This is a genomic window from Pseudomonas imrae, assembly GCF_046352735.2.
Classification (GTDB): domain Bacteria; phylum Pseudomonadota; class Gammaproteobacteria; order Pseudomonadales; family Pseudomonadaceae; genus Aquipseudomonas; species Aquipseudomonas imrae.
This window is the reverse complement of sequence record NZ_CP110853.2, coordinates 517,803-540,847: the sequence shown is the minus strand read 5'-3', so window position 1 is coordinate 540,847 and position 23,045 is coordinate 517,803. Positions and strand designations below refer to the sequence as shown.

Here is a 23,045-nt window from a genome sequence, read left to right as displayed (position 1 = left end):
AAACACTGAGGTCGCCCCATGCCATCCGTTATTTCCACCGACGTCCTGATTGTCGGCGCCGGGGTTGCCGGCCTCTGGCTCAATGCGCGCCTGCGCAGCCAGGGGTTTTCCACGATTGTGGTGGAAAATGCCACCCTCGGCGGCGGGCAAAGCGTGAAATCCCAGGGGATCATTCACGGCGGTGCGAAATATGCCTTGCACGGCGCGCTGACCGGCGCCTCCGAAGCCATAGCCGACATGCCACGCCGCTGGCGCGAAGCCCTGGCAGGTAATGGCGAGCTGGATCTGTCGGGCGTGCGCCTGCTGTCCCAGGCCCACTATCTTTGGTCGCCGGGCACCCTGGCCGGCAATCTCACCAGTTTCTTCGCCAGCAAGGCAGTGCGCGGCCGGGTCGACCAGGTCAAGGGCGATGAGTTACCTGAGGCCCTGCAGGATCGCCGCTTCAAGGGCAAAGTCTATCGCCTGGCCGAGCTGGTGGTCGACGTGCCAAGCGTGATCGCACGCCTGGCGCAACTGGCCGGCGACGGGCTGCTTGCCGGGCAACAGATAGAACCCTTGCTGGAAGGTGACGATCTGGTGGGCCTGAAGGTCGATGGTCGCCAGATCCGCGCCCAGCGCATCGTACTGAGCGCTGGCGGCGGTACCGCTGATGTGCTGACGACCCTGGGCCTGAGCCAGCCGGCCATGCAAAAGCGCCCGCTGCACATGATCATTGCCAAGGGTCCCGGCCTGAAACCCTTGTACGCTCACTGCCTGGGTGGCGGCACCAAACCGCGGATCACTGTTACCACTCACCCGGCCGCCGACGGCAATTGGGTCTGGTACATGGGAGGAGATATCGCCGAGGCCGAAGGCGTCGCCCGTATGCCGGACGAACAGATTGCCACCGCGAAAAAGGAAATCGCCCAGTTACTACCCTGGATCGACATGAGCCAGACCCAATGGGCCACCTTGCGCGTGGAACGTGCCGAACCCCTGCAATCGGGGCTGACCCGCCCGGACAATGCCTTTATCGCCGAGCACGGCCGGCTGCTGGTAGGTTGGCCGACCAAACTGGCATTGGCACCGGATTTTGCTGACCGGGTGATTGCCAGCCTGGAGCGTGACGGCATCAAGCCCGAGAGCACCGAGCCGCTACCGGAACTGCCGCGACCGACAATCGCCCAACCTGCATGGGACCAATTGCTGCCATGAGCCTGCCAACCCTGCATGACCTTCACCGCCCGCTGGGCAGCACCGGCCTGCTGGTTTCACCGCTGGGCCTGGGCACCGTCAAACTGGGACGCGACCAGGGCGTGAAATACCCCAGCGGCTTCCAGATACCGGATGACGACGAAGCGCGGATGTTGCTGCGCCAGGCGCGTCAGTTGGGCATCAACCTGATCGATACAGCTCCGGCCTATGGCCGCAGCGAAGAGCGCCTCGGGCCGCTGCTGCGCGGCCAGCGCAAGGACTGGGTAATCGTGAGCAAAGTCGGTGAGGAATTCGTCGACGGCGTGTCCCGGCATGATTTCAGCGCCGCTCATACCCGGATGTCGATTGAACGCAGCCTGAAACGGCTGGAAACGGACTTTATTGATCTGGTACTGGTGCATTCCGACGGCAATGACCTGCACATCCTCAATGACTGCGAGGTCTACCAGACCCTGGCAGAGCTCAAGCGCGAGGGCAAGATTCGCGGCTATGGCTTCTCCGGCAAGACTGTCGAGGGCGGAGTGAAGGCCCTGGAACAGGGCGATTGTGCGATGGTCACTTATAATCTGAACGAACAGGCAGAGAGAATCGTCATTGATTATGCCGCGACTCATGGCAAAGGCATCCTGGTGAAAAAAGCCTTGGCCAGCGGCCACGTTTGCCTGGACCCCGGAGTGGATCCAATTCACGCCAGTTTCATGCTGTTGTTTGCGCAAACCGGCGTCGCCAGTGCTATTGTCGGGACCATCAATCCGCTGCACCTGGCCCATAACGTGGCCACCGCTGCCAAGGTCATTCGCCAATCCTGATGCCGCCGACGCGGCCGACCCCGACGCAAGAAGGAGCCGACATGCCGCGAACGCTTATCAGAAAAAACCCCAGCAACTTCAAGACACTGCCGCTGTACGTCGAAGCCACCCCCGAGGGCCTGAGCTACCAAAGCGTGGGCATGCCGCTCAATTTCGTCCAGACCCTGCAACGACGCAAGCCGGTCGAGGTGGCGGACCCAGAGCGTTTCTCCCTGGAGCTGGCCAACCTGGGGGTGTCAGTGCGCCTTACCCTGCATTGGCAGAATCGCGACTATTGGGTGCTGGTGCGTCAGCGCCGGCAGGATCGCGGCGATGTGGTCCTCAAGCTGATTTCCGGGTACGTGCCGGCCCATGAGTTGAACCTGCCACTGCACACCGCTATCCAGGAAATCGCCGAGGAATGCCTGCTGGAAACCCCGGAAGGCTGGCTTGGCGGCCGCTTCAACGACACCTGGCTACCTGCGCCCTACTCCGCCGCCCTGCATTACCGCGAGGCCTTGCCGTTTCGCCTCTCGCCCCTGTCCGGCGCGGCGCGCCCGGTACGCTGCGCCAATATGCAGCTGATCGAACGCCCACAGGCCTACGTGCACCTGCCAACGGCATCGCTGCAGTTGATTTATGACCTGCGTCTTGAAGTGCCGAAAGAAGCCAAGTCCCTGAGCCTGTTTCATGTCGATGAACGCCTGGAAGGCGATCAACTGGTGGCGCGCCTGGACCGTCAGCGCCCGGACCTGTACCTGATGCCGCTCAAAGACGGCCAGCCTTGTGCCGAGCTGTATACGCTGAAGAAAGACCAACTGGTGGCGGCCAGCATGCGAGGACTTTACCTGGCCGAGAGTTTCGCCCAGCAGGAAGGCTGGCTAGTGCGTGATGAGCGGATCAGGTGGAAGGACTGGCTCAGGCAGCAGGGCTTGAGTACGCCGGAAAAAGAATCGAAGCTGAAACGACTGACCGGCAAGGCGCAGCAGATCTTGCGCAAGATGGTGCCGAAGAAGAAAGCAAAGCGTCAGTAAATGCAGCAACCCAATGTGGGAGCGAGCAAGCCCGCCCCCCACACAGGCATCAGCGGTTGCGGATTTTTTCCACAATGGCCGTGGTTGAGCTGTTTTCCACCAGCCCCAGCACTTTGACCGTGCCGCCATAGGCGCTGACGATGTCACCGCCGACGACCTGGTCGACCGAGTAATCTCCGCCCTTGACCAGCACGTCCGGCCTGACCTGGGCCAGCAGGTTTTCGGGGGTCGCTTCAGAGAAGCTGATTACCCAGTCCACTGCACCCAGACCTGCCAGCACCGCCATGCGCCGGTCGACACTGTTGATCGGGCGACCCGGCCCCTTCAAACGGCTGACCGAAGCATCATCGTTGACGGCAACGATCAAGCGATCGCCTTGGGCCCGTGCCTGCTCGAGATAGGTCACGTGACCTGCATGAAGGATATCGAAGCAGCCATTGGTGAAGACAATGCTCTCGTTATGCGCACGGGCATCATCAATTGCCAGCAGCAGCTGCTCAAGACTCAACACGCCACGTTCCGATCCCTCTTCGCGCTGGATCGCCCGGCGCAGTTCAGGCGCACTGATGGCGGCCGTACCCAGCTTGCCAACCACGATGCCCGCGGCCAGATTGGCCAGGGCCACAGCGTGGGGCAACTCCTCGCCAGCCGCAATGGCAGCCGCAAGAGTGGAAATCACCGTATCGCCGGCACCGGTGACGTCGAACACTTCACGCGCCCGAGCCGGCAAGTGCATGGCCGGATGATCAGGACGCAACAGGGTCATCCCGTGTTCGCCACGGGTCACCAGCAAAGCACCCAGATCAAGGTCTGCCATGAGGCTCGCGCCCTTGGTCACCAGGTCATGCTCATCGGTACAGCCGCCGACAATGGCTTCGAACTCACTGAGATTGGGTGTGATCAGGCTTGCGCCTCGATAAATCGAGAAGTCCTTGCCCTTGGGGTCGGCCAGCACCGGAATGCCACGGGCCCTGGCGGCCTGGATCAGCATTTGGTGATTCTTCAGTGCGCCTTTGCCGTAGTCGGACAGAACCAGCACCTTGATACCTTCCAGCAACTCATCGACCTGAGCGCCGAGGGCCAGGGCGTCCGTGGCAAAGGGTTCTTCAAAGTCGATACGCAGCAATTGCTGGTGACGACTCATGACCCGCAGCTTGACGATGGTCGGCTGATGGGCAATGCGCTGGAACACAGCACGCACCCCAGCACCCTGCAGGCTGTTGGACAGACTGTCGGCGGCTTCATCGTCACCGGTCACCCCGATCAGGGAGGCCGGGGCGCCGAGGGCGGCAATATTGAGCGCAACGTTGGCAGCGCCGCCTGGGCGGTCTTCGATTTGCTCGACCTTGACTACCGGTACCGGTGCCTCAGGGGAAATCCGTGAGGTACCGCCATGCCAGTAACGGTCGAGCATGACATCGCCGACCACCAAGACAGGGGCTTGATCGAATCGCGGCATGGACAACTTCATGGAGCAACCCACATACAAAATGAACAGGGGCGCGATATTAGCACAGGGTTGTCAAAGGCTTGTCGGGGTGTAGCAGAAGATGTTTCAGAGCGAACGACAGAGGTGGGACCGGGCAAGCCCGGCCCACCAGGAGGGTCAGGTGATATCTGCCGAGACCGGCGCATCCAGGCCCATGGCATGCAGGCGGGCGTAGTAGCCGTTCTGGGCCAGCAGTTCACCGTGGGTGCCGCGCTCGACAATCCGGCCATCGTCCATCACCAGGATCAGGTCGGCCTTTTCAATGGTCGATAGGCGGTGGGCAATTACCAGGGTCGTGCGCCCTTGCATGACCTTGTCCAGGGCGGCCTGGATATGGCGCTCGGACTCGGTGTCGAGAGCCGAAGTGGCCTCGTCCAGAATCAGCAACGGTGCATTCTTGAGCAAGGCCCGGGCAATCGCCAGGCGCTGGCGCTGACCACCGGAGAGCAGCACGCCGTTTTCGCCCACCGGAGTATCAAAGCCCTTGGGCAACTGTTCGATGAAGTCCTTGGCATAAGCGTCAGCCGCAGCTGCTTCGACCGCTTCACGCGGCGCACCGGCCAGGTCGCCGTAGGCAATGTTGTTGGTCACGGTGTCGCTGAACAGCGTCACGTGCTGAGTTACCTGGGCAATGTGCTTGCGCAGGTTCAGCAGGCGGTAGTCTTCAATCTCGACACCATCGAGCAGGATCTCGCCACTTTCATGGTGGTAGAACCGCGGGATCAGCCCCGCCAGGGTCGACTTGCCGCTGCCCGAGCGCCCGACCAGGGCCACCATCTGCCCAGGCTCGGCGACAAAGCTGATGTCCTTGAGGACATGGCGCTCGGTGCCCGGATACGTGAAGTTCAGGTTGCGTACTTCAAGACGGCCGCTGACTGCGTCACGCTCGATGGTGCCGCGATCGACTTCGACCTCTTCATCCAACTGCTCAAAAATGCTCTCGGCACCGGCCACGCCCTTCTGGATGGTCGAGCTGACTTCCGACAACTGGCGGATCGGCTTGGGCAACAGGCCTGCCAACGTGATGTAGGCCACCATGTCACCGGCAGAAGCGTCGCCGCGCAGATAAAGTACGAGGAACATCAGCACGGCCATGGCGCTGTAGATCACCAATTGCAGGGCCGGCGTATAGATTGCCCCGGTGCGGGTCATGCGCAATTGCTTGTTGGTGTTGCTCAGGCTGGCCTTGAGGAAGCGCTTCTGTTCGTAGACCTCGCCACCAAAGCTGCGCACCACGCGGTAGCCCTGGATGGTTTCCGAAGCTACGTGGGTGACATCGCCCATGGCTACCTGGATTTTCTTGCTCTGCTTGCGAAATTTCTTGCTCGCCGTGCTGACCATCACCGCAATCAGCGGCAGGATTGCAATCATCACCAACGTCAGGCGCCAGTTCATGTACAGCAGCGAGGCAAACAGGAAGATCACGGTCATGCCTTCGCGAATCACTACCTTGATTGCATCGGTCGCCGCCCCCGTGACCATGGTCACGTTGAAGGTAATGCGCGAGATCAGGTGCCCGGAGTTGTGATTGTCGAAATAACGGTTGGGCAAGGTCAGCAGGTTGTTGAACAACTGCACCCGCAGGTCGTGAACCAGACCCAGGGAAACCTTGGCCAGCAGGTAATTACCGAGGAAAGAGCCCAGTCCCTGCCAAGCTGCGATCAGAATGATCAGCAGCGGCACGGCCTGCAGCAGTTGCAGGTCACGCAGCACCGGCACGGTAGGAAACAATACCGCCTCAGGATTGGACAGGCCGTCGACAAAGTACTTGAGGATGTACCCCAGCATCGGCTGGGTCGAGGCAAAAATCAGAAAGCCGAGGATACTCAGTGCGAACAAGCCGGCATAAGGCTTAACGTAGCTGAGCAGACGGAAGTATATTTTCAAGCTCGAAGGGCTTGCGCTCGGACTGGAGTCGGTCATATCACGCGGCGGTTTTGAAAAAGGAGGCTGACTTTAGCACAGCTTCTCTGTTGTACTTGCACCCGGCATCCGCTGCGGCCCGTGTGGCCCCGACGAACGACACTACTTAGCCACTACTTTAAGATGGTCGGCTTTCTCTTATTCTGGAATGGCTTTTCTGTATGCACTCCAAGCGCCTCACCTATGGATCGAATCGAGTATTTGACTTCCTGTGCCTGTGGATTTTGCCTATCGGCTTGTTGCTCCTTTTGAGCGCCCTGTTCTTTGTCAGCAATCGTAATATCCTGCACAAGTTCTATTATGGGCTGTTCAGCGCCCCCACCCTGATCCTGCTGTGCCTGCGTCCGACCGAGCTCAAGCAGATTCTGCGTGAGCCCCTGGCAATCGCCTTCGCTGTTTTTTCCGCGTGGGCACTGATCAGCCTGCTCTGGAGCCCGGAACACCATCCGGACACCGACCTGTTCAAACGCCCATTGCACACATTCATGCTGTTTGCCGGATGCGGCTTGCTGTTGCATTACCGCAATGAGCTGTTCAAGCCGATTTTCTTCAGTGCAGCGGTGATCGCACTGGTCATCAGCACCATCAACCTGGTGGCGTTCGTGCAGGGCTTCAAGCCTGGCATGCGCATGATCGGTGGTCACGGCGCTTTGGATAACCCGCTGCTCAGCTCCCACCTGTTTGGCTTTTTCTGTGTCTACTGGCTGTACATATGTGCCACCAGCAAACGCTTGCAGGTGCTCTGGTTCGCCGCACCGGCCCTGGCAATCATGCTTGCCGCAGTGCTGGCCACCGGTTCCAGGACACCTCTGGTAGCACTGGTGCTGGCCATACTCTGGCTCAGTTTCACCGCGCGCAATCATCGCTCGGCCCTGATGATCGCAGGGCTGGTGTTGGGTGCCGTGGGCATCGCGCTGCTCTTCCCCGAACAAATCACCCAGCGCGGCTCGTCTTTCCGTTTCGAGTTATGGGGCATGTCACTGCAACGGATCGCCGACCACCCATGGATTGGCCACAGCTATGACTCCAAGCTGTACCTGACCCTCGAGGGTGGCAAACAACTGCGCGAACCTCACAGTTTCGCGCTTGGCGTGCTCTATTACGTCGGCATCATCGGCTTTATCCCATGGATCTTCATGCTCGGCTGGGCCCTGTATAAAAGCTTCACCCTGCGCGCCCAGCCGCTGTTCATCCTCGCATCGAGCCTGCTGGTCTACGGCATCGGCGCCGGCCTGACCGAGGGCGGCGGCATTCTTTCGCGGCCCAAGGAACACTGGTTCCTGCTATGGATTCCCCTGGCGCTGATCGCCGGCCTGAGCTTCGCCCTGCGCCGTCGCAGCCTGTTGCGCATGCCGGTGCAATCGATCAAGCCCCAGGCCTTTGAGCAGTTGTGCCGCAACGCCCATGTGATTGAAGCCGATGGCCTGGGGCCCAAGGTCCTGCGCCTGGAAGACGGCAGCTTCCTGAAGATTTTCCGCACACGGCGCTGGTATACCTCCGGCAGCTTCAACCCGTACTCCGAACGTTTCGCCAGCAATAGCGAGCGCTTGCGCACGCTGGGGGTCCCCTCCCCCGAGATCCTCAACCTCTATCGTCTGAAGGACGGCAGCAGCGCGGTCACTTACCAGCCTCTGCCCGGACTGACCTTGCGTCAGGCCCTGCAAAGCCTGGACAGCAGCCTGCGCGAAGCGCTGATCGAACGTTTCGGGCGCTTCATGGCACAGTTGCATGAGCGGGGCGTGTACTTCCGTTCCCTGCACCTGGGCAACGTGTTGTTGATGGACGATGGTGAGTTCGGCCTGATTGACCTGGCCGACATGCGCATCCTGCCGTCAGCCCTGAGCAATACCCTGCGCCAGCGCAACCTGCGGCACATGCAACGCTATCCGCAGGACCGCAATTGGTTGTTCGAATCCCACTTCGAACACCTGGCAAAGGGCTACGCGTCTGTAGCCAGCCCACGCGCCACAGCGAAGATCCGTGAGCAGGTGCTGACCTTCTCACGGCCGACGGCCTGATAAAAAAGGCGACTGTCACCACGTGACAGTCGCCTTTTTTAATACATCTTCAGCCTGTAGGCTCAGCTTCGCAGCGGCATCAGGTACAAGCGAAGCAACCCGCGCAAGGTCTTGCGCCCCCAGAACTTCAATGGAATCTGCTTGAGGATCTCCCGCGCCAGCGGTCGGTCACGATCGGCAGTCTTGAGAAACATCGAGTTCAGGAAGTTGTAGCGCACCGCGTCATAGGACGGATGATCACTGAACAGCCCATAACTCTTGAGGATGTTCTGGATCATGTAGCGATGGTTCTTGTACGTATTAGTTGCATGCTGGCGATAGCGGGCCATCACCACATTCAGCACGTCGATGGTGTAGCCGGCGTGGGTGATCTTCAGCTCGATCAGCAGGTCTTCGAGGGGAATCAGCGGGTCGAAACCACCGACCTCTTCCAGCGCCTCACGGCGAATCATCAGGGTCGGTGCCGGCGGAAACGGTTTGCGGTCGAGGAACAGATCATCGAAATCCAGACTGCGGAACGGAAGGTCGCGCCGCTGTTTCTTTTCCGGATAAGGCTGGCCATCACCATCGATCAGCTCGATGTTACCGGCGCAGATGCCGACCTTGGGCTTGCCTTCCATGTAGGCAACCTGGGTGGCAATGCGCTCTGGCAGCATGATGTCGTCAGAACCGAAGGGCGCGATCAAACTGCCTTTGGCCCGGGCGATAGCGCCGTTCAGGGTATTGGTCAGGCCCTGGTTCTGTTGCACCCGGAAATCAAAACCGTGCTCGGCCTGCAGACGCTGGATGCGCTCGACGCTGTCGTCTTTGGAGCCGTCATCGACCACCAGCAGCTCAATATTCGGATACGTCTGTTCAAGCACACTGAGGATGCTCTGCTCGATATACGCACCGTGGTTATAGGACGCGATAATCACCGTGACCAAAGGTTGTGGCTGGTTCATGCTCTACCTACTTCACGCAGACCGGTTTCGATCAGGTCCAGATACTTTTTCCGGAACTCGTCCAGGGTGTGGTTTTCTTCCAGATAGCGGAACACTTGCTCGCCCTTGGCCCGCAATTGCTCGTCACTCATCGCCAGGTAGGTGTCCAGGGCTGCTGCCAGTTGTTCGACATTGCCAGGATCATGGGACAGGCCACCCGCGCCCTCCACCAATGGCAACATGGCCGGGCCGTTGGACGCGATCACCGGCAAATGCCCACTCATGCCTTCCAGCAATGCCAGGCCCAGGCCTTCGAATAGCGATGGCATGGTCCAGATATCGAAGCCACGCACGTACTTCATGCCGTCTTCACGAAAACCCAGCAAATGCGCGCGACCAGTCAGGCCCAGGCGCTCGATATCGGCACGCAGATCGGCCTCGGCACGGCCGGAGCCGATGATGCCCACCTGAGCTTCGGGGTATTTGTCTTTGAGGGTCGCGAATGCTTGCAGTAGATGCGTATGGCCCTTGATCGGCACCAGGCGGCCCAGCGCCCCAATCATCCGCACATCCAGCGGCAGGCCCAGGGCCTCGCGCGCTTCATCACGTGGCAACTGCAAGGCTTCGGCCTGCGGGATGTCGATCGCGTTGGTGACATAGCTGGTGTTCTCACGGGTGAACCCGCAGTTGAGATCCACCAGGTAGTCCTTGACCGCCTCCGACACGCCGACAAAACGCCACGCAGGGCTGACCCAGCGCCGGGTCTGGCGTCGGCGATAGCCACGGGCGTACTCGCCAAAACCATGGGAGATTCCCACGCACAGCGGGATCTTCAACCAGCGGTTGAGGGACAGCATCATGTTCACCGACTTGAAGCGGTTACAGATGACCACATCGAATTTCTGCTCGCGGCAGTACTTGTAGATCTGCCACATCGCGCCAAAACGGATGCCTTTGAGGGACTTTTCCGGCAGCTCGAAATAGTGCGAATGCTCGGCCACGCTCAAGGGCTGGCCAGGCAGCGGGCGCCCGCTGAGGAACCCGGATGTCACCTCGAAACGTTCAACCGGCAACGCCTTGACGATCTGCTCGCCCAGGTCGGCGAAATCGTGTTTCTTGACGTTGTAGTCCGGCTGTAACTGCAAAACCTTGAAACGAGGCTTCATAATTCTCCATGCTGCAATCGGGCTGCGGGCACGCAGCCCGGCGAAAAAGGTTCGGCAAGCACCTCGGCACTTACCCTGGATAAGGTCTCAGTCCTGCTTCAGGACCCATAGCAATTCATGACGACGCACGGCCTTGCGGAAGAATTCATTTTCTCCATAAGGCGATGGACCGCGACCGGCCAGCAGTTGCTGCAGCAGGCGGCGCACCCGGCGCTTGAACGGCGCTCGTGGCTGCAGGTCATGCATCATGCCCAGGGCCATGGCCTTGTCCTGCTGCTGGCTCAAGGAAAGCTGCAAGCTGCAGGGCACCAGTTCAGGGCTCGCATCAAAACGTGGCGGCAGCGCCACGCCATTGCCTGAATCGCCCATGGGCCAGCGGTCGTTATCATGCAGGTGATTGGCGTAGCCGAGCAATGTGGTCGGCTGCCACTCCAGGTCCTGCAAAGCCTCGAGGAGCGCCGCGTGGGCGCAGATGTGATCCAGGTGCGGATCGAGCAGCGGCGTCGGCAAAACGACTACTTGCGGGCGTGCCTTGAGCAACAAGGCTCTTAGATCGGCAATCAGGTTGCTCCAGGTTGGCGCACCGTTGGCATCGCCCGGCAGCACCAGTGAATTGAACTGGCGGAACAGCCGCGTATCGTCCAGTTGCGCTTCGCGGGAGGCGATGGGCTGGTGCGGTGCGGCCTGCATCGCTGACAGTTGCATGCAAAAGTAGCCCAACTGCACGCACCGTGACTCGGGCACACCGGCCCAACGGGGCACGACCACACTGTCCCAGGCTCGCAGACGCCCCTTGAGACGTGCGGCCTCGCCCCTGGACAGACCCATCTGTTGATAGTGCTCGGCCTCGATCTCTCCGGCAGTCAGGGTAACCACCCAACTTTCAGCAGCCTGGCTGTACAGGCTGAAGGCAGCCAGCTCGGCATCGTCAGCGTGGGGCGCAATCACCATGACCCGCTGCTGACGGTAATCCGGCTGGCGGAACAACCACAACGTCGGCTGCCCTTTGATTCGGCAAAAACGCCCGCGCAGCAGCAGCTTGCCAGCGGCCAGCGCTTGGGCCGTCCCCGTCAGGTTGAGAAAGCGCCGGCCCGCCACACCCCGCTCGAAGACTTGCCAGTCCGGCGTCCCACAGCCCAGCACTTGCACCGCAGGATCGAGGAAACGCCCGAGCCACGAACTTTTGAGTTCAATGCCAAGAATCAATGTTTCATCGCCCGCCAACGTCAACGGCGTATCCAGCAATACTCGCCCCGCGTCCAGGCGTACGCCCGGCTGCTCGTTATCGGCGGGGAAGGCATATTGATAGTCGTCACCGGGAGAGTAAAACAGATGGTCGGCAAACCAGGCCTCGTGAGCGACCCACAGCACCACCGCCAGAATCAGCGGCAACCACCAGACCACCAGCACACCCGCCGCGACCAGCACCAGCAGCCCGATCAGCAGCGCAACGCGCTTGTTGCGCCGATGGCGCTTGAGCAACTGCTGCTTGCTGCTCACGTGCAGAACACCTGCACCGGGTTGCACCAGCGTTCCTTGTATTCGCGGTCGGCGCGACCGAAGGAGAAACGCAACGGCTTAGCGCTGGCTCGCGCCTGCTCCCAGGCGCTTTGGGTATTGAGAAAGCTCAGTACGCTGCCAGGGCTGAACGCTCGGGTTTCAGGGTCTACGCCACCGTTGACGTATTCGGCGCTGAACCACTGTGCAGCCTGCACCTGATACACCAGTTGCACGGCAATCGGGGCGTCATTGAGAAACAGCACCGAACCGAAAAGGAATTCCTTGAGCAGCTCCAACACTTCGGCCAGACGCTCGGCGCCCGCCGCCGCGAACCCCCAGCGACGCTGGAACAAGTCGCAATAGATCGCAGCCAGCTCGACACTGGTGAACTCACTCACCGCCCGCACCACGCCGCCCGCCTCTTCCAGCAGGCGTAATTCACGACGCTGGTTGTAGCGAAACTTCTTCGACAGTTCTTCAGGCGTACGGGCCATGGCCAATTGTTCGGCCTGGGGTTTGAGAGTGGCGACGCGCCCCTCATTCAAGGCTGAAAGGTAACGAGCGCGATGGCGCAACGGCACCTGCGCATCGGCCGCAATCGGCAAAATGATCTCGGCATTGCCGAGGTCAAACAGGCCTTTCTTGCCTTTGCGCTTGAGCACGTCCTTGGACAGGGCCAGGTCACGCCCCCATGTGGCAATTGCGCCTTTGAGCTCGCCATCCTGCTCCCAGCCCAGGTAGCGCACCGGAATCTGCGCCAGATGCGCCAGCCGCTCGACGATCTGCGGATGCGTCGCTACGCTGCCGCCAAAACGCTGCCAGGCCTGGGCGTAAACCTGGGGCTCGACCACCGTCCAGCCCCGTTCACGCCAGCCCTGAAAGTGATTCAGCATTTAAACCACGGCGTCATAAGGGTCCACGCCATCCTTGACTACGAGGATGTCTTCCATGATCAGGTACTGCAGGTCGGAACCGAAGAACATATTCAACGCGTCGGTAGGCGAGCAGATCATCGCTTCGCCACGACGGTTGAGCGAAGTGTTCAACGACACGCCATTGCCGGTCAGTACTTCCAGCTCTTTCATCATGTCGTAGTAGCGCGGGTTGTATTCGCGCTTGAGTACCTGGGCACGAGAGGTGCCATCTTCATGGACCACTTCCGGTACGCGGGTCTTCCATTCTTCTGCCACTTCAAACGTGAAGGTCATGAACGGCGCCGGGTGATCGACCTTGATCATCTGTGGGGCCACGGTGTCGAGCATCGACGGGCAGAAAGGCCTCCAGCGCTCGCGGAACTTGATCTGGTGGTTGATGCGGTCAGCCACGCCGGTAGCGCTCGGGCAACCGATGATCGAACGGCCGCCCAACGCACGCGGGCCAAACTCCATGCGGCCCTGGAACCATGCCACAGGGTTACCGTCGACCATGATCCTGGCGATGCGCTGGGGCATGTTCTCGATCTTGCGCCAGTTCGGCTTGCTCTCGTGCCTGGCGCAGGCGGCAATCACATCTTCGTTGCTGTAGGACGGGCCGAGATAGACGTGTTCCATCTTCTCTACCGGTACGCCTCGGGCGTGAGACACGTAGGCCGCGGCACCGACAGCCGTACCGGCATCGCCAGAGGCCGGCTGCACGAACAGCTCCTTGACGTCGTCACGGGCAATGATCTTCTGGTTCAGCTTGACGTTCAGCGCACAGCCGCCAGCGAAGGCCAGTTTGCCGGTGTCCTTGAGGATGTCGCCCAGGTAATGGTCGATCATCTGCAGGGCCAGCTTCTCGAACAGCGCTTGCATGCTGGCCGCGTAGTGGATGTACGGCTCGTCGGCGATATCGCCTTCGCGTTTCGGGCCCAGCCATTCGATCAGTTTTGGCGAGAAGTAGAAACCCTTGCCCTTCTCTTTATAGCGGCGCAGGCCGATGACGTTGGCGTAGTCGGTGTTGATCACCAACTCGCCGTTTTCAAACGAGGCCAGGCGCGAGAAATCGTACTTGCTGGCATCGCCATACGGTGCCATGCCCATGACCTTGAACTCGCCGTCGAGCATCTCGAAACCGAGGAACTCGGTGATCGCGCCATACAGTCCGCCGAGGGAATCCGGGTCGTAGAATTCCTTGATCTTGTGGATCTTGCCGTTTTCACCGTAGCCGAAAAAGGTGGTGGCGTACTCACCCTTGCCGTCGATCCCCAGGATCGCGGTTTTCTCCTGGAAGCCGGAGCAGTGATAGGCGCTGGAAGCGTGGGCCAGGTGGTGTTCAACCGGCTCGATCTTGATTTTCTTCGGGTCGAAGCCCAGTTGCTCCAGGCACCAGACGATCTTGTTGCGATAGCGCTTGTAGCGGCGGTTGCCCATCAGGATCGCGTCAAGGGCACGGTCCGGGGCGTACCAGTAACGCTTGGCATAGTGCCAGCGCGCTTCGCCGAACAAGCTGATCGGAGCGAACGGGATCGCCACCACATCAACGTCGGAAGGCTTGATACCGGCTTGTTCCAGGCAGAACTTCGCCGATTCATAAGGCATGCGGTTCTTTGCATGTTTGTCGCGTACGAAGCGCTCTTCTTCGGCGGCCGCGATCAGCTTGCCGTCGATATACAGGGCTGCGGAAGGATCATGGCTAAGGGCGCCGGACAGGCCAAGAATCGTCAATGCCACTGGGGTCTAGCCTCTTTTAGTCTGCATGCAGGCGCATCACGCCTGAAAAAAGTGTGCCTCTCGCCTGGGCGAGAAACAGCTAAAGGGCGGGATTATAGCGTAAAAGCGCCGGCAAGCCTCTAGCGGCAAGCAGCAAGTGAAGCTGGGTCGAAAGGACAATAGCGCCAGCCAGAGAAACCTTTGTAGGATTAATGGGGTAAGACCGGCAGCCGGTAACTTGTGGGAAGAGTGTTCGGCAAACCCTGGCTGAATCGTTAAACTCGCGCCTTTTTTCCGCGCCCGCGCTGCGCGCCATGGATATTGGTCTACTCATGAAAGACGTTGTACCCAACCGTTTCGCGCTGTTGATCCCAGGCTTGCTGGGCTTGTGCAGCGCCGTCCAGGCCGAAGATGCCACGCTGCTCCTCGAACCCAGCGTCGTCACCGGCTCGCGCAGCGCCAGCCCAAGTTTCGACCTGCCCTACTCGGTGGACAGCATCAGCCGCGAGCAAATCAGCGACGGCCAGTTGGGGATCAACGCGTCGGAGGCCCTGTCCCGCGTGCCGGGGCTGGTGGTGCAAAACCGCCAGAATTACGCCCAGGACTTGCAGATATCGTCCCGCGGCTTCGGTGCGCGCTCGGCGTTCGGGGTGCGCGGCATCAAGTTGATTGCCGACGGCATTCCCGCCAGCACCCCGGACGGCCAGGGCCAGGCGGCGACCTTCAACCTCGACACCGCCGATCGGATCGAAGTGCTGCGCGGTCCCGCCGCCACGCTGTATGGCAGTAATGCCGGCGGCGTGATCCAGATGTTCTCCCGCGAAGGCGAAGGCCCTCCACGCATTGGCGCCGAGACGCTGTTTGGCAGTGACGGCCTGAACAAAAACCACCTCAGCGCTGAAGGCGCGGTGGACGGCGCAGGGTTTGTCCTCGACGCCTCGCGCATGGATACCAATGGCTATCGCGACCACAGCAGTGCCCGCCGCGACCAGACGTTTGCCAAGCTCAACTTCACCCCCGATGACGACAGCAAGTTGGCGCTGATCTACAGCAGCCTGGAGCAGAACGGTACCCAGGACCCGCTTGGGCAAACCTGGGAAGCCTACAAGGCAGACCCGCGTTCGGTCAGCAGCAATGCGTTGACCTACAACACCCGCAAGAGCATTGATCACCAGCAGTTGGGAATGAACTACGAACGCTATTTCGGCGATGCCACATTGCAAGTCAACGCCTATACCGGGCGGCGAAGTGTGATCCAGTACCTGTCGATCCCAAAAGGCGTCGCCAGTAACGAACGCGGCGGCGGCGTGGTGCAATTCGACCGCAAGTTCTATGGCGGCGGCGTGCGCTGGATGCAACCGGTCGATAGCGTGCCCGGCGAACTGATGATCATCACCGGAGTGGATTTGGACCAGAGCGAAGACAGCCGCCACGGTTACCAGAACTACAACGGAAATACCCTGGGGGTAAAAGGCCAACTGCGCCGGGACGAAATCGATACGGCGCGCAGCCTGGATCCTTACATCCAGGCCAACTGGGCCATCGACCGCTGGACCCTGCAAGCCGGCCTGCGCCACAGCACCATGGAGCTGGATGTCGATGATCAGTTCTTGAGCAACGGCGACTCCAGCGGCAACAAGACCTATCAGAAGAACACCCCGTCGATGAGCGTGATGTACGCTTTCACCTCCGACCTGCACGGTTACGTCAGCGCCGGCAAAGGTTTCGAGACGCCGACACAAGCCGAACTGGCCTACACGCCCGGCAATGCGGAAGGTTTCAACTTTGGTCTGAAACCTTCGCAAAGCACCCAATATGAAGTAGGGCTCAAGGCGCGAGTGAACAGCAGCACGCGGGTCAACGCAGCCGTGTTCCAGATCACCACCGAGGACGAGCTGGTGGTGGCGCAATCCATCGGCGGGCGCACCAGCTATCAGAACGCTGGCCGCACCCTGCGCCGGGGTTTTGAGCTGGGCGTAGAAAGCCAATTAAGCGAACAGTGGAGCGCCAACCTCGCCTACACTCGGTTGCAGGCTACCTATGACAGTGATTTCAGCAACAACGGCAAGACCGTGGAGAAGGGCAACTATTTGCCTGGCGTGCCGCAAACCACGCTATTTGCCGAGTTGAACTGGAAGCCCCGGGATTGGGTGAGCACGGCCATCGAAGGCCTGTACCGCAGCAAGGTTTATGTCGAAGACACCAATCAGCAGCGCGCGGCGCCGGCTTACAGCGTATTCAACTGGCGTGCGCGGTTTGAACAGAAGGTTGAGCACTGGACCTTTCACCAGACCCTGCGCCTGGATAACCTGCTGGATCGCCAGTATGTCGGCTCGGTGATTGTCGGGGATGGTAACAGCCGCTACTACGAAGCTGCGCCGGGCAGGTCGTGGTATGCGGGGGCGGGGGCTCAATACCGGTTCTGATCTACCCTTGCCCCTACAGGCGCCCCGTTAAACGTCGTTGGCCGAAACCTCCTTGGGCAAGCGCTGATCAATTACCTGATACAACGCACTGCCCTGCGGCCAATTGCGCATAAATCGCGCACGATCCTTGGCATAAGCCGGTGCAAAGCTACTGCGCGAACCATGCTGACACATCGAGTCCAGATCAATCAGCGCCCAACGGTCGTGATGCCAGAACAGGTTGTGCCCCTTGAAATCCCCATGACTGATGCGCTCGCGAATCAGCTCGTCGAACAGATAATCCAGCGCACGCAGTTCAGCCTCGGGCGCCTCGCCGCTTTCAACATACGGCGCAAAGCGCTCGATGATATCCGGCCCGGGCAAGTATTCAGTGATCAGGTAGGCGCGGCCACGCAACCCGAAAAACCGCGTCTCCAGTAGCGCCAGTGGTTTGGGTGTCGCGATCCCCAGGAATGCCAGGCGATTGCCTTCGCGCCAGGAATGCCAGGCCCGGCTCGGTCGCCAGAAACGCTTGAGCCAATGGGCAAAACCCTTGATGTTGTAGCGTTTGATCACCAGTGGCCGACCGCCGACCTCGACCCTGGCGACGCTGGCCGCACCGCCGGTCTTGTACAGGTGGCCCTGATCGAGCAGCGCATCGGCCTGGGCCAGTACCGGCAGCATCGCCGGTTCCTCCTCGCGGCGGATCGCGCGCAGGGCAAAAGCGCCGCGCACCACGCTGAACAACGTGCACTCACGCCCGACCTTGCCCATGAAGTCTTTCATGCGCCAGGCGCTGACTTTGTGCACCTGTTTTTGCAGCGCTTCGAGCGGCAACGCATGCTCACCATTGCTCAACAGGTAGTACACCAACAGTTCTTCGGTGAATGGCTCGAGGCTCTTGGGCAACTGGGCGAAAAATACCCCCAAATTTTCCAATACATGATTACGCGACAACGGCTTGCCGGTCTGTTCGACGCGAATTCCGGCGCCATCGATCAAATACAACTTGCCGTCCTTGCGCAGCAAGTTGTCCAGGTGCAAATCCTCCTGCCACAAGCCCTTGGCGTGCATCTGCGCGATCGCACCCAAGGCTTCGGCCAATACTGCCTGCTGTGCGTCGGCCAGCGGCGGCAAACCTTCAACGGTATGCCAGGCGTCTGCCAGGCTTTGCGCACCTTCCAAAAACTCAAACAACAGCCAGCCGCCCTCGCCGTCCTTGAGCCCGTCGGCCAGCAGAAGTGGGGTGCTCAGGCCTTGCTCTGCCAGCAGCCGCACGCCAGACAATTCACGCTGAAAATGCCGCGCCGCCTTGCTGCCTACCAGTAACTTGGCCAACACCGGGCGCCCGCGCCAAATGGCCGCGCCCACGTAACGCTGGCCTGGCAATACCCGCAGCAGGCTGAGCAATTGCAACTGCCCGGGGCCAGCCGCGTCCGCCAGCTCAATGCTAAGCGGCAGGCTGGGGGTACGACCGGCATTCCTGAGCTCGGACAAACGCATCAACGCGTCTCCTTGTGATTGCGGCGGGCCGTCAGGCGCTGGACCCAGTTGTCGACCAGCGAGCTGTCTGCAGATTGGTCAAGATAAGCCGCCAACAAGCAGCGAACCTGATCCTGCGACCATTGCGGCGCGCGGCGCAACAGCGGCTCAAGGTCCTTGACCCGATCGCGCCAGCCAAACAGCAATGGCCGGGTTTTCTCCAGATCAATCAACTGCGCGGCATAACCGTCGCCGGTGGCCTGCAGGAAAATATGCTTGGGATAAAAGCAGCCATGCACTTGGCCGGCGCTATGCAGTTGCCGCGCCAATTGACCGCAGGCACGCAGGATTGCCTGGTGCTGGGCGCCACTCAGCGTGCTCCATTGCTCAAGCAACGAGTCCAGGTCGTTCCAGCCGTCCAACGCCCGGGTCAGCAGCATCGCGCGATGCTCACCGTCAACTTTGCGCTCACCGAAGAACGCCGCCTGCAGCGCCGGGACGCCCATCTTGCGATAACGGCTGATGTTGCGGAATTCGCGGGCAAAACTCGGCTCGCCCAACGGCCGGTACAGGGTGCGCGTCAGGTAGTTGCTCTGGCGCTTGAGGTAATAGCCGTGGCCTTCCAGCTCCAGGCGGAACACGCTGCTCCAGCCTCCACGACTGGTATTGGGCTCGTCTACCGCGTCCAACTGCTTGGCCCACAGCGCATCGAACGTTGCCAGGTCGTTGCGCTCCAGCAGGGCGCGATCCTCGGCCGCCAGGAAATCACTCATTCGCGCCCCTCGAAAAACTTCACCACGTGGCGAATTCGCTGTTTATCCGACGCACTCAAGTGTTTGCGCTGGCAATACTGCATGTAGAAACGCAAACGCTGGGTGGTCGACAGGTGATACTTGGCGACCTTGTCCAGGCACGCCAGATCCTTGGTAATCCGGTACTTGAGCCAGAACCCACGCCAGAAATCACCATTGGGACAGTCGATCAGGTACAAGGTTTGCTGGTCGTCGATCAGCAGGTTGCGCCACTTCAGGTCGTTGTGGGTGAAGCGGTTGTCGTGCATGGTCCGGGTGTACTCGGCGAGCTGGCGGCTGACCTTGTCGACCCACACTGGGTCCGACAATTGCGGATCTTTGCGCTCGGCCAGTGCCGACAGATCCTCAGTCCTGGGCAACTCACGCGTGATCATTGCACCGCGGTCATAGGCCAGCCCCTTGCGCTCCAGCCCCCAAGCGACCACTTCGGCCGTCGGGATACCCCATTTGGCAAAACGCTTGAGGTTCTGCCACTCGGACTTGACCCGGGGTCGCCCCAGATAGCGGCGCAAGCCCTTGCCCGCACCGACGTAGCGCTTGACGTAATAGTTGACCCCGCCACGTTCCACGCGGATGACCTCTGACAACGGATCTCGGGTCAGCCGCTCACCTTGCAGGGCGAACACCGCCTCCAGGCTACCAAAGTCATGCGCGAGAGCGGCGTAGGCGGGCTCCAGGTTCCAACCCGCCATCAGAGCGCATCCCCGTAACGTTGTTTACGCTCATAGAGCTTGGCCGCCTTGCGCTCCAGCAGGGCCAGCAGCGCCGCTTCTTCAACCAGAACCTGGCGCAGCGGCTGCTGGAAGTAGCCTTTGAGAAACCGTAACTTGTCGCGCCGAGTGAGGCCTATGTCCAGCGCAGAGAAATACAGCCCTGCCAGATCCTTGTTGCGCCAGCGCAACGGGATGTTCGCACGGACCTGGGCACGGTGCAGGTCAATCACAGAGAGCTTGAAATCGTCCGCTACCAACGGTTTGTCGGTGTGCAGCAGGAAGTGGCAGATGTAGCAGTCGCGATGATTGACCCCGGCGCGATGCATCATGCCGGTCATGCGCGCCACTTCGGCAATCAGCGCGCGCTTGATCACAGGGTTCGGTGGCTGCTTGACCCAGTCCATGCTCAAGTCTTCGAGGCTGACAGTCGGAGCCAGCTCCTGGGTGACGATAAACGAATGCTGGTCGGCCGGATTGCTGCCCTTCTCGCCGTACGCCACGGCGGTCATGGTGGGCACCCCTGCGGCCTGCAGGCGCTGGATCGCCAGCCACTCCTGGCCCGCGCCCAACACCGGCAACTTGGCGGTGATCAGGTTCTTGAGGATCTCGGCCCAGCCGATCCCACGATGGATTTTCACGAAAAAGCCGTGGCCGTCCACTTCCGTACGCAAGGTACGGCGGGCATCCAGTTCACGGTACACCTGGCCGTCCAGCTTCTCGACCTCGGCAAACGCATCGCGTCCGGCCCATAAGGTCTTGAACGGTTCGGCAAGAATCAACTTCATCGGTTTGGCTCCGCCAGAATCAGGTCCGCAGCGTACTGCGGCATGCTATAGAGGTCAGCCGTCTCAGCGAAGGCCAGACCATTGCGGCTCCAGGCCGCACGTGCTTGTGGATCGTCGAGCATATCCACCAAATACTGGTTGAGCTGGTCCTGCTCGAAAGGCTCGTCCAACACCCGGCCGCCTTGGGCCTGGTCGATGTAGAACGCATAGCCGCAGACCTTACTCACCAGTACCGGCAGGCCGGCGACCAGCGCTTCGATCAGCACCATGCCGGCCGCCTCGTTATACGCCGGGTGGATCAACAGATCCGCCCCCAGCAGGAAACGCGGAATATCGCTGCGCCCCTTGAAGAACTGCACCTGTTCGCCCAGCCCCAGCGCGGCACTCTGTAATTGGAATACTTTGGGGTCGTCCTGCCCGATTACAAACAGCCGGGTGCGCTTCTTCAGCGCCGATGGCAGTGCGGCCACGGCCTTGAGACTGCGATCGACGCCCTTGGTCTTGAAGCCCGAGCCGATTTGCACCAGCAGCAGATCGTCCTCTGCCAGGCCGAACTCGCGGCGAAATTCGGCGCGAATCCGAGCCGCATCGGGCGGCGCGCGACGGTCACGACTGATGCCGGGCGGCAGGAAGTGGAAGCGGCTGGCCGGCGTGCCGTAGTACTTGCTGAACAATGCCTGCTGACGCTCGGAAAGCACCATGATCTGGGTGTTGGCGTCCTTGTCGAATACCGCTCGCTCATACTCGGCAAAGTGCTTATAGCGACCGAACCAGCGATACATCGGGTTGCGCAGGGTTTGCGCCTTGTCTTCAAACACTCCGTCGGCGGCGAAATACACGTCCAGCCCGGGCATTTTGTTGAAGCCTACCACCCGGTCTACCGGACGCCTGGCCAGGTCAGCCTGGATCCAGGCGTAGAGTTTTTCGTTGCGCCGATGATTGAACAACGCCTTGACCGGCGCCACCAGCACTTCAAAACCGGGCGGCACATCGCCTTCCCAGATCAAGGTGTAGACACGAATCTTGTGGCCGCGCTGCTGGCATTCCAGGGCAATGCGCATGAAATCACGCTGCAGGCCGCCAAACGGGAAGTATTTGTACAGTACAAAGGCCAGTTGCATCAGTGCTGCTCCTCAGCCAGTAACAGCGTGCTCAGTCGACTTGCCACACGCTCGGGATTCACGCGAGTGAAACACAGTGGCCATTCACGCTTGAGATCAAACCGGCGCTGATCTTCGGCAGTCGGTTGATAAGTACATTTCTTCTGCAGGCAGGGCGCGCACGGAAAATCGCTGCCCAGATGAATCTGCGCCTTGCCATAGGCCCCCGTCAGGCCCGGATTGGTCGGGCCGAACAGGGAAATCGTCGGCACGTCCAACGCAGCCGCCAGGTGACCGAGACCGGTATCCACCGCGACACATGCCCTGGCACCCGCCAGCACCTGCGCCACTCCGGCCAGGTTCAGCCTGGGCAACACCTCAGCGTTGCTCAGGCCCTGGGCCAGGCGCTCGGCGCGTGCCTTCTCGGCTGGGTTGCCCCACGGCAATTTCACATCAATACCCAGGCTACCCATGCGTTCAGCCAGATCACGCCAGTAGACTTCGGGCCAATGCTTGGTGTCCCAGGTGGTGCCGTGCAGCAGCAATACAAAGGGCTTTTTCGGCGGCAAGCCCAGCAGTTTATCGACGCTCAAGCCGTAATCGCCCAGACCTTTGGGCAAGTCATAACCCAGGGCTAGCGCAAACAACTGGCGCAAGCGCTCTACCGCATGCTGCCCACGCGCCACGGCCAGGCGTCGGGAATAGAAACGCGCAGCAATCGGTTCGCGCGCCGACTGCTTGTCGAAACCCGCCACCGGCGCACGTACGTAGCGCGTCAGCCAGGCGCTTTTCAGCAGGCCCTGGGCGTCGATCACCAGATCGTATTTAGTCGATTGGATCTGTTGCTTGAAACGACGCCATTCGCCATTCCTGGTGGTTTGCCAGAGGTTCTTGCGCCAGCGGCGAATCGCCACCGGGATCACCTTGTCAACCGCCGGATGCCAGGTCGGGATTTCGGCAAAGCCTTCTTCCACCACCCAGTCGAAACGAATCCCCGGAATCGCCCGGGCCGCGTCCGTCAACGCTGGCAGGGCATGAATCACATCGCCCAGGGATGAGGTCTTGATTACCAGTACCCGCAAC

At 60.6% G+C, this 23,045-nt stretch carries 18 protein-coding genes; 5 read left to right on the top strand and 13 right to left on the bottom strand.

The annotated features are described in order from the left end of the window. Positions 1–18 precede the first annotated feature (18 nt). Genes OQ460_RS02395 through OQ460_RS02385 form a run of 3 tightly spaced genes read left to right on the top strand, consistent with a single transcriptional unit; the run spans position 19 to position 3,016 of the window. Positions 19–1,194 carry an NAD(P)/FAD-dependent oxidoreductase gene (locus tag OQ460_RS02395; RefSeq protein ID WP_410020328.1) on the top strand — a complete coding sequence of 392 codons (1,176 nt, stop codon included), beginning with the start codon at positions 19–21 and terminating at the stop codon, positions 1,192–1,194. After that, the gene (locus OQ460_RS02390; RefSeq protein ID WP_410020327.1) at positions 1,191–2,003 is read left to right on the top strand and encodes an aldo/keto reductase; all 813 of its coding nucleotides are present in this window, start codon (positions 1,191–1,193) and stop codon (positions 2,001–2,003) included. The genes OQ460_RS02395 and OQ460_RS02390 overlap by 4 nt, the downstream gene beginning before the upstream one ends. 41 nt (positions 2,004–2,044) lie before the next feature. Beyond that, positions 2,045–3,016, top strand: a complete 972-nt coding sequence (locus OQ460_RS02385) for a metal ABC transporter ATPase (RefSeq protein WP_410020326.1) — start codon at positions 2,045–2,047, stop codon at positions 3,014–3,016. 49 nt (positions 3,017–3,065) lie between these two features. Here OQ460_RS02385 and hldE read toward each other — a convergent pair whose 3' ends face one another. Together hldE and msbA are read right to left on the bottom strand one after the other, a co-directional pair. After that, positions 3,066–4,487 (bottom strand): bifunctional D-glycero-beta-D-manno-heptose-7-phosphate kinase/D-glycero-beta-D-manno-heptose 1-phosphate adenylyltransferase HldE, encoded by a 1,422-nt coding sequence (hldE, locus tag OQ460_RS02380; RefSeq protein WP_410020325.1) that lies wholly within the window; start codon positions 4,485–4,487, stop codon positions 3,066–3,068. Between the two features lie 135 nt (positions 4,488–4,622). Then, positions 4,623–6,428: a lipid A export permease/ATP-binding protein MsbA gene (msbA, locus tag OQ460_RS02375; protein WP_410020324.1), complete on the bottom strand. Its 1,806-nt coding sequence runs from the start codon at positions 6,426–6,428 to the stop codon at positions 4,623–4,625. 161 nt (positions 6,429–6,589) lie between these two features. On the opposite strand from msbA, the gene OQ460_RS02370 reads away from it, so the two are divergent. Next, on the top strand, positions 6,590–8,446 hold the full coding sequence (locus OQ460_RS02370; protein ID WP_410020323.1) for an O-antigen ligase family protein: 1,857 nt from the start codon (positions 6,590–6,592) through the stop codon (positions 8,444–8,446). A 62-nt stretch (positions 8,447–8,508) separates the two neighbouring features. Here the strand turns inward: OQ460_RS02370 and OQ460_RS02365 are convergent, their stop codons facing one another. The 5 genes from OQ460_RS02365 to OQ460_RS02345 all read right to left on the bottom strand — a co-directional run bounded on the left by OQ460_RS02365 (position 8,509) and on the right by OQ460_RS02345 (position 14,686). After that, positions 8,509–9,390 carry a glycosyltransferase gene (locus OQ460_RS02365; protein ID WP_410020322.1) on the bottom strand — a complete coding sequence of 294 codons (882 nt, stop codon included), beginning with the start codon at positions 9,388–9,390 and terminating at the stop codon, positions 8,509–8,511. Further along, on the bottom strand, positions 9,387–10,535 hold the full coding sequence (locus OQ460_RS02360; RefSeq protein WP_410020321.1) for a glycosyltransferase family 4 protein: 1,149 nt from the start codon (positions 10,533–10,535) through the stop codon (positions 9,387–9,389). The genes OQ460_RS02365 and OQ460_RS02360 overlap by 4 nt, the downstream gene beginning before the upstream one ends. A gap of 87 nt (positions 10,536–10,622) precedes the next feature. Then, on the bottom strand, positions 10,623–12,035 hold the full coding sequence (locus OQ460_RS02355) for a PIG-L deacetylase family protein (protein WP_410020320.1): 1,413 nt from the start codon (positions 12,033–12,035) through the stop codon (positions 10,623–10,625). After that, entirely contained in the window at positions 12,032–12,928 is an 897-nt protein-coding gene (locus tag OQ460_RS02350; RefSeq protein ID WP_410020319.1) for a GNAT family N-acetyltransferase, read from the bottom strand. Before OQ460_RS02350 ends, OQ460_RS02355 begins: the two co-directional genes overlap by 4 nt. Continuing rightward, entirely contained in the window at positions 12,929–14,686 is a 1,758-nt protein-coding gene (locus OQ460_RS02345; RefSeq protein WP_092246556.1) for a carbamoyltransferase, read from the bottom strand. Between the two features lie 311 nt (positions 14,687–14,997). On the opposite strand from OQ460_RS02345, the gene OQ460_RS02340 reads away from it, so the two are divergent. Next, the gene (locus OQ460_RS02340) at positions 14,998–17,091 is read left to right on the top strand and encodes a TonB-dependent receptor family protein (RefSeq protein ID WP_410020318.1); all 2,094 of its coding nucleotides are present in this window, start codon (positions 14,998–15,000) and stop codon (positions 17,089–17,091) included. A gap of 27 nt (positions 17,092–17,118) precedes the next feature. Here the strand turns inward: OQ460_RS02340 and OQ460_RS02335 are convergent, their stop codons facing one another. Genes OQ460_RS02335 through waaC form a run of 6 tightly spaced genes read right to left on the bottom strand, consistent with a single transcriptional unit; the run spans position 17,119 to position 23,044 of the window. Then, entirely contained in the window at positions 17,119–18,573 is a 1,455-nt protein-coding gene (locus tag OQ460_RS02335; RefSeq protein ID WP_410020317.1) for a lipopolysaccharide kinase InaA family protein, read from the bottom strand. Further along, the gene (locus tag OQ460_RS02330; RefSeq protein WP_410020316.1) at positions 18,573–19,325 is read right to left on the bottom strand and encodes a lipopolysaccharide kinase InaA family protein; all 753 of its coding nucleotides are present in this window, start codon (positions 19,323–19,325) and stop codon (positions 18,573–18,575) included. Before OQ460_RS02330 ends, OQ460_RS02335 begins: the two co-directional genes overlap by 1 nt. Further along, on the bottom strand, positions 19,322–20,056 hold the full coding sequence (locus OQ460_RS02325; protein WP_410020315.1) for a lipopolysaccharide kinase InaA family protein: 735 nt from the start codon (positions 20,054–20,056) through the stop codon (positions 19,322–19,324). The genes OQ460_RS02330 and OQ460_RS02325 overlap by 4 nt, the downstream gene beginning before the upstream one ends. Then, positions 20,056–20,862 (bottom strand): lipopolysaccharide core heptose(I) kinase RfaP, encoded by an 807-nt coding sequence (rfaP, locus tag OQ460_RS02320; protein WP_410020314.1) that lies wholly within the window; start codon positions 20,860–20,862, stop codon positions 20,056–20,058. The genes OQ460_RS02325 and rfaP overlap by 1 nt, the downstream gene beginning before the upstream one ends. Further along, entirely contained in the window at positions 20,859–21,983 is a 1,125-nt protein-coding gene (locus OQ460_RS02315; RefSeq protein ID WP_410020313.1) for a glycosyltransferase family 4 protein, read from the bottom strand. The genes rfaP and OQ460_RS02315 overlap by 4 nt, the downstream gene beginning before the upstream one ends. Continuing rightward, complete coding sequence (gene waaC, locus OQ460_RS02310) at positions 21,983–23,044, bottom strand: lipopolysaccharide heptosyltransferase I (RefSeq protein ID WP_410020312.1); 1,062 nt, start codon at positions 23,042–23,044, stop codon at positions 21,983–21,985. The genes OQ460_RS02315 and waaC overlap by 1 nt, the downstream gene beginning before the upstream one ends. Position 23,045 lies beyond the last annotated feature (1 nt).

Bases quoted from the DNA above. Each gene is read 5' to 3' on its own strand.
- OQ460_RS02395 (WP_410020328.1), top strand. From the start codon at position 19: ATGCCATCCGTTATTTCCACCGACGTCCTGATTGTCGGCGCCGGGGTT.
- OQ460_RS02390 (WP_410020327.1), top strand. From the start codon at position 1,191: ATGAGCCTGCCAACCCTGCATGACCTTCACCGCCCGCTGGGCAGCACC.
- OQ460_RS02385 (WP_410020326.1), top strand. From the start codon at position 2,045: ATGCCGCGAACGCTTATCAGAAAAAACCCCAGCAACTTCAAGACACTG.
- hldE (WP_410020325.1), bottom strand. From the start codon at position 4,487: ATGAAGTTGTCCATGCCGCGATTCGATCAAGCCCCTGTCTTGGTGGTC.
- msbA (WP_410020324.1), bottom strand. From the start codon at position 6,428: ATGACCGACTCCAGTCCGAGCGCAAGCCCTTCGAGCTTGAAAATATAC.
- OQ460_RS02370 (WP_410020323.1), top strand. From the start codon at position 6,590: ATGCACTCCAAGCGCCTCACCTATGGATCGAATCGAGTATTTGACTTC.
- OQ460_RS02365 (WP_410020322.1), bottom strand. From the start codon at position 9,390: ATGAACCAGCCACAACCTTTGGTCACGGTGATTATCGCGTCCTATAAC.
- OQ460_RS02360 (WP_410020321.1), bottom strand. From the start codon at position 10,535: ATGAAGCCTCGTTTCAAGGTTTTGCAGTTACAGCCGGACTACAACGTC.
- OQ460_RS02350 (WP_410020319.1), bottom strand. From the start codon at position 12,928: ATGCTGAATCACTTTCAGGGCTGGCGTGAACGGGGCTGGACGGTGGTC.
- OQ460_RS02340 (WP_410020318.1), top strand. From the start codon at position 14,998: ATGAAAGACGTTGTACCCAACCGTTTCGCGCTGTTGATCCCAGGCTTG.
- OQ460_RS02335 (WP_410020317.1), bottom strand. From the start codon at position 18,573: ATGCGTTTGTCCGAGCTCAGGAATGCCGGTCGTACCCCCAGCCTGCCG.
- OQ460_RS02330 (WP_410020316.1), bottom strand. From the start codon at position 19,325: ATGAGTGATTTCCTGGCGGCCGAGGATCGCGCCCTGCTGGAGCGCAAC.
- OQ460_RS02325 (WP_410020315.1), bottom strand. From the start codon at position 20,056: ATGGCGGGTTGGAACCTGGAGCCCGCCTACGCCGCTCTCGCGCATGAC.
- rfaP (WP_410020314.1), bottom strand. From the start codon at position 20,862: ATGAAGTTGATTCTTGCCGAACCGTTCAAGACCTTATGGGCCGGACGC.
- OQ460_RS02315 (WP_410020313.1), bottom strand. From the start codon at position 21,983: ATGCAACTGGCCTTTGTACTGTACAAATACTTCCCGTTTGGCGGCCTG.